The sequence below is a fragment of the Chamaesiphon sp. OTE_75_metabat_556 genome, assembly GCF_031378165.1.
Classification (GTDB): domain Bacteria; phylum Cyanobacteriota; class Cyanobacteriia; order Cyanobacteriales; family Chamaesiphonaceae; genus Chamaesiphon.
In genome coordinates this window covers 1-4773 of sequence record NZ_JANNDR010000281.1, presented here as the reverse complement: position 1 = coordinate 4773, position 4773 = coordinate 1, and the positions used below count along the sequence as shown (strand labels likewise).

The following is a 4773-nucleotide window of genomic DNA, read 5'->3' as shown; positions in this document are numbered from 1 at the left end:
GCTGTAAGAGGCTTAAACCTCTTTGTCCATGCCAATCAATTCGACTGCGTTGTCTAGTTTCGAGGACAGTCAATCCTAGTCTAATTGCTAACAATTGAGCAATATCAATGGTCATCAGCAGAGTACTCAAGGCGTGAGCATCGCGGATTTTTGAACGGAGGATATCGAAAGTACCAGTGTTCGAGTAGTTGACGATTTAATCACGCCTTCCGATCGAGGCACCAATGTAAAATATAGATCTTCTTTCTTCTACGATCGAATTAAAGTTACGTCGAGCCTTTATTGAGGGGCGATTTTCCAGACATGATTAAGTTTGGTCGATCGATCGAATGTGTAGGCATGAATATCGATGTGATGCCCAGCGATCGAGTGGTAAAAACTACTTCATGCACAGCATCTAAAATTTGTCACAATGCTATAATTCTGACATGGATATAATTTGGATAGCTAAATTAGCATGAGTAATCATCCTCTTCTCAAAGTTGAAATTTCTCAACTGAGTATTGCCGAGCGGATTCAACTTGCAGAAGATCTATGGGATAGTATTCTAGATAGACAAGATGAAATCGAATTAGATCGGACACAACAACAAGAACTCGATCGAAGATTGACACAACATCGGCAAGACCCAAACGCTGGCTCTAGTTGGGAAACTGTCAAGCAGCGATTAGGCACTCCCAAATGAATTACAGGTTGATTATCCGTCCAGAAGCAGAGTTTGATTTGGAAGATGCTTTTGCGTGGTATGAGTCACAAGAGACTGGTTTAGGTTCTGAATTTGTACGAGCAATTGATAATTGTATATCCACAATCGGGCGTAATCCTCTTGCCTATCGCCTCATCTACCAACAAGCTCGATGAGTTTTAGTTAGGCGTTTTCCTTACTGTCTTTTTTATATTGTTGAAGAAGATACTGTATTTGTGATTGCTTGTTTTCACAGCAAACGAAATCCCAAAGATTGGCAAGATCGACTATAGTTGAAATTATCGTCATTGTGTTCCTCTCAATTGTAAGCGAGATCGGAATCACGCCTGCCGATCGAGTCACTCAGGTAAAATCTAGATCTTCTTTCTTCTACCGATCGAATTAAAGTTACGATCGAGCCTTTATTAAGGAGCGATCTTGCAGACATGGTTAAGTTTGGTCGATCGATCGAATGTGTAGACATGAATATCGATGTGATGTCGATCGAACAGTTGCACTAGATTGATCGCATTATTAGCGATCGTTTCGGGATAGTCTGTCATTCGTAAACTAGAATCATTCGAGTCGCTTGATGGTCACATTACCACCCTCAACAGTCTGGATATGCAAATCATAGCCATAAAGCAAACTAATTCCAACTAGTGGATCGGTTTCAGCTTCATTAATGGGAATGTCACGATATTCTCCATCCCAAATGACTTTAGCGGCATAGATCTCGAAGGTTACTTCACTGCCATCACCCAATGTGCCCCGATCGATTCCTGTCCAAGACAAATTCAATTCGGTAATGATTTCACTTGGTAAGCTCAGGAAGCCAGTATATCCGGTGTCTATGACAGCAGTAATCAGTTTTGTTTGACGGTTTTCATTAACAATGACCAGCGAAATTGTTGCTTCACGATTTCTACTTACTACGCCATGAATCATACAGTTTTTTTGAGGCTGCGGGAGCCAAATCGATCGACAGATCGATGCCCGATCCGGACAATCCAGGGTTGAGCATCTGGAAACCGCTCAAATAGACGATTCGTAGCTGGTAATATGTCATCAGCTACTTCAAAGGCTCCGGTTTCGATGTCGATCGCTACAATCTTACCGTGATTACCTTCTTCAACTTGCGATCGCACCTCGGACTCATACAGAGCGTCGCCTCTTTTGGCAAATTCTTCTTTGCTATATCGGGGTTGTCTGACTGCCATAAGTTTGACTTCGCTACGACTTCACTACTTCATTTTAGCGTGGAGTCTCGATCGATGGCTGAGACTGCACTAGAATTCCTTTTTCATTGCGACCCTCCCAATTGCAAGCGAGATTGGAATCACGCCTGCCGATCGAGGTACCAAGGTAAGATCTAGATCTTCTTTCTTCTACCGATCGAATTAAAGTTACAATTAAGCCTTTATTGAGGGGCTATCTTCCAGACATGGTTAAGTTTGGTCGATCGATCGAATGTGTAGACATGAATATCGATGTGATGTCGATCGAACGGCTTGCATTTTAGCGGACGGCATTGGAATTTGAATCACAAACGATAGCGTATGCTGCCGTTTCGTGTGCACGCGCTTGTTGGGGAGGAGTTGCGATCTAGGACGGGTAACGAATCGGTTCCTGTATGTATCTTTGCCCCTTGCAATCAAAAGGTTTATTTTGAGGCGACAAACCTAATTTTGCTGCGAATGAAGCAGAATAAATTGCTTCTCGCCAATTTACAGCCTGTTCTACTTGAGTAGGTGATAAATCTATAACATCCCTGAAATCCACTCCCCTTATATTTGCTTTCTTAAAATTAGTTGGAGGTATTCCTTCAGGCAAATCTATACTATCTATTCTTTTAACTTGATTAAAGATTGCGCCTCTAAAAGTTGCACATTCTAAATCTGAATCCTCAAAATTAGAACCCTTTAGATCCGCTTTTGTAAAGTCTACTGCTTTTAAATTTGCACCAATAAACGTTGCATTAACTGCACGCACACATTGTATAATCGGATCTCTAACCATACCACACTCAATAGTTATCAAGCATTCCGTTGAAGTTGCATTCTTGATACACTGTTGCGAGATTTTATCCTCATTTGAACTAAACTTACGAATATAAAAGGGTCTAAAATCTGCCCTAAAAAGATTCACACCTAGTTTTTTGTTGGTTTCACTATCGTTTAATTTTGGAGCATTGAAATTGACCCCATAGAGAATTGCCCCACTAAAGTTAGTACGTTGTAAATCAGTACGTCGTTCTTTAATTTCTTCCTGAGATTTACAATCTATAAACGGGTCGCATAAAGTTGGATTGACTTGTATAGGCAAGCTATTAAACTTGGCTTGGTATAAATCAGCACCTCGAAAATCAGCTCTATACAGATCAGCTCCTGATAAATCGATTCCTGATAAAAATGTTTCAGGTAATTCTATGCGTTGTAACGGAACACGATCTCTATTTAGGTTTTGAAGTGCGGTAGTTCGACCACTATTTGCCTTAATCAGATTTCCTTTAATATCAACTCGATTATTGTTTATGATTGCCCATGCTTCATAATGTGAGCGATCTTTTTCGATATTCTTGCGTTCTGTTTCAGTTCTTCGTTGTTGCTGCTGTGTAGGAAGAAAAGTAATTGCACTAATCACTAATGTCAGCACACCAATAATTGTTGAAAATCGTTGTAATAATGAAAAAAACGATGTTTTATTAAACTAATCATCAAGTCTTTTTAGTTTCCTTTTCTCAACGTGATATTCATTGAATATACGCCTTAATCCTTCAGAGTCTAAATTATTTTTTTTGATATATTAATTAGTTCATACTCGAAATTATCCTGGTGCTTTCCTGAAGTATAAAGCTGATCTAAAACGTCTAAATCACCCTTCAGGTTTTCCCATTGAGGTACTGATTTATCAGGATGACTTTCTCCATTTACCGACATAAGTATTTTCCCAACAAATATCCTTGATTTCCTATGCAGCCTAACGTTCCGGTTGAGCAGCTAGTGATCGACCTTGCGACAAAAACGACAAACTTCGCCAGTCCGCTCCAACCGGGTTGTTATGCTGCGTATCCACAAGTGGTTTCTTGCCTCTTGAGTCGGATTCAACTTTGCGGAACAGCATTCATTTGATGTTGAAGTTGTTGGACTTCTTCGATCGATAAGCCTGTCCCACGGGCAACAGCTTCGACTGATAAACCTTCTCTTAAGAAGTTGAGCGCGATCGCCCGCGTCTTCTCGTCTTGAATGGATCGGTAAATTACGGATTCTTGCATGATGTCCCTCCGCACTAGGCGGTAAATTACGTCCTCCTCTAATCTTAACCCAGCTAGGATCGCGGAGGCGGCCATCAGATTTGCTTGTGTTGTTGGTTCCTCGATCTGCTCGACAATCTGAGTGGCTTGGCGCAACATCTCGGCTGGACTTTCGCTTTGGCCGAGTGCCGCGAAGGGCAAGAGTCCTGGATATTGCAGAAAAAGAGCAGCAGGTTGTTCCCACAGCCGCACCACGTCAAATTCGTGGTGGGTACGTTCCAGATCGTAGCTGGTTTGGTAGGCTAGGTCGGAGGTGGTGGGCTTGAGGTAGATCACCACTTGGCGCATGGGTTTCCCTTTGTATCGTCGATTTCCGCGTACTCGGTAATCCAGCATCCGAAATGGGATGTTCTCTTTAGGGATTGTTTGGAATTCGATGTGGAGGATGGAGTCCTCGGACTGGATCAGAATCATGGCATCTGCTCGAATTGGGTCGAGGGAAAGTTCGGATGGTTGAATTTCTGTCAGGGTGACAGTTTCTCCGAGCAGCCAACTGGCGAAGTCGGCAGAGAAATGTTCGGCTAGGAATTTGCAGGTGTCATCGTACATGAAGAAGATTGTACAACTGGCTACGCCACTTTGATATTTTGGGTGATTCCGACAACAGTTTAGTAGGAAAATTGATCTCCTCAGCATTGGGATAGTGCTGTTGCATGAATAGGTTGTGGAGGGTTCAAGACTTGTAATCATGTGTTGTGATGCTACGGGCATAAGCTGTATCCCGTTCTCAATCGCCCACAGCAAATAACCTCGAACTCCCAACTGATAAACTCTC

Annotated in this window: 6 protein-coding genes and 1 pseudogene; 2 read left to right on the top strand and 5 right to left on the bottom strand. The window is 42.1% G+C overall.

Annotation, left to right across the window (positions count from 1 at the left end; genetic code table 11):
- Positions 1–457: 457 nt before the first annotated feature.
- Entirely contained in the window at positions 458–685 is a 228-nt protein-coding gene (locus tag RMO27_RS11340; protein ID WP_309732447.1) for an addiction module protein, read from the top strand.
- Positions 682–978 (top strand): annotated as a pseudogene (locus tag RMO27_RS23835) (type II toxin-antitoxin system RelE/ParE family toxin). Before RMO27_RS11340 ends, RMO27_RS23835 begins: the two are co-directional and overlap by 4 nt.
- A 132-nt stretch (positions 979–1110) precedes the next feature.
- Here the strand turns inward: RMO27_RS23835 and RMO27_RS11335 are convergent.
- From RMO27_RS11335 to RMO27_RS11315, 5 genes are all read right to left on the bottom strand, one after another.
- Complete coding sequence (locus tag RMO27_RS11335) at positions 1111–1248, bottom strand: hypothetical protein (protein ID WP_309732445.1); 138 nt, start codon at positions 1246–1248, stop codon at positions 1111–1113.
- Positions 1249–1261: 13 nt separating this feature from the next.
- Positions 1262–1633 carry a clan AA aspartic protease gene (locus tag RMO27_RS11330; protein WP_309732443.1) on the bottom strand — a complete coding sequence of 124 codons (372 nt, stop codon included), beginning with the start codon at positions 1631–1633 and terminating at the stop codon, positions 1262–1264.
- The gene (locus tag RMO27_RS11325) at positions 1630–1905 is read right to left on the bottom strand and encodes a hypothetical protein (protein WP_309732441.1); all 276 of its coding nucleotides are present in this window, start codon (positions 1903–1905) and stop codon (positions 1630–1632) included. The genes RMO27_RS11330 and RMO27_RS11325 overlap by 4 nt, the downstream gene beginning before the upstream one ends.
- Positions 1906–2290: 385 nt before the next feature.
- Entirely contained in the window at positions 2291–3340 is a 1050-nt protein-coding gene (locus tag RMO27_RS11320) for a pentapeptide repeat-containing protein (RefSeq protein ID WP_309732439.1), read from the bottom strand.
- Between the two features lie 448 nt (positions 3341–3788).
- Complete coding sequence (locus RMO27_RS11315) at positions 3789–4547, bottom strand: Rpn family recombination-promoting nuclease/putative transposase (protein WP_309732437.1); 759 nt, start codon at positions 4545–4547, stop codon at positions 3789–3791.
- Positions 4548–4773 lie beyond the last annotated feature (226 nt).